General features: G+C 44.2%; 1 pseudogene. It reads left to right on the forward strand.

Going from position 1 to position 658, the window contains the following annotated elements:
• A pseudogene (locus tag ACUU1M_RS20500) lies at window positions 1-307 on the forward strand (DDE-type integrase/transposase/recombinase); the annotation flags it as partial.
• Between the last annotated feature and the right edge of the window lie 351 nt (window positions 308-658).

The raw sequence follows: 658 nt of genomic DNA on the forward strand, positions 1-658 counted from the left end.
TGGCGTCAAAGATGTTTATACGTGCGAAATTGTCGGTTACGCCATGGGAGAGCGCATGACGAAAGAGTTGACGGGTAAAGCCCTGTTTATGGCGCTCAGGAGCCAGCACCCACCTGCCGGGCTAATCCACCACTCCGATCGAGGTTCACAGTACTGCGCATACGATTACCGGGTCATACAGGAGCAGTCTGGTCTGAAAACATCAATGTCGCGTAAAGGTAACTGTTACGACAACGCTCCGATGGAAATCTTCTGGGGAACGCTGAAAAATGAAAGCCTGAGCCACTATCGTTTTAAGAGCCGGGATATTTCGTCAGCATACGGGAAAACTGATTGAGGTCGGCCTCAGTTTTGAGGCCTTTAGCCAGTTCAGCCGCAAGGGCTTTAAGCTTCTTTTCGTCCATAATTTACCTGTCTCCGTTGTTGGAGTAAACATATCAAAAACAGGCAATTACACAATTTAAATTACAGTCTCAAAACAAACCCTACGGTCAATATAGTTTACCAGCAAGCTTACTAGCAAAGTGCTAATCATTTGGTATCTTTCGTGCTATTCTCCTTTTACGTAAGTACTTAAGGGGAACGTATTTACTACTTTTAAAGAAAGCTCCGTTACTATCTGAAATGCAATGAGATAATAAACGATTACTCTCGGTTA

This window comes from Shigella sp. SIG6, assembly GCF_053555815.1.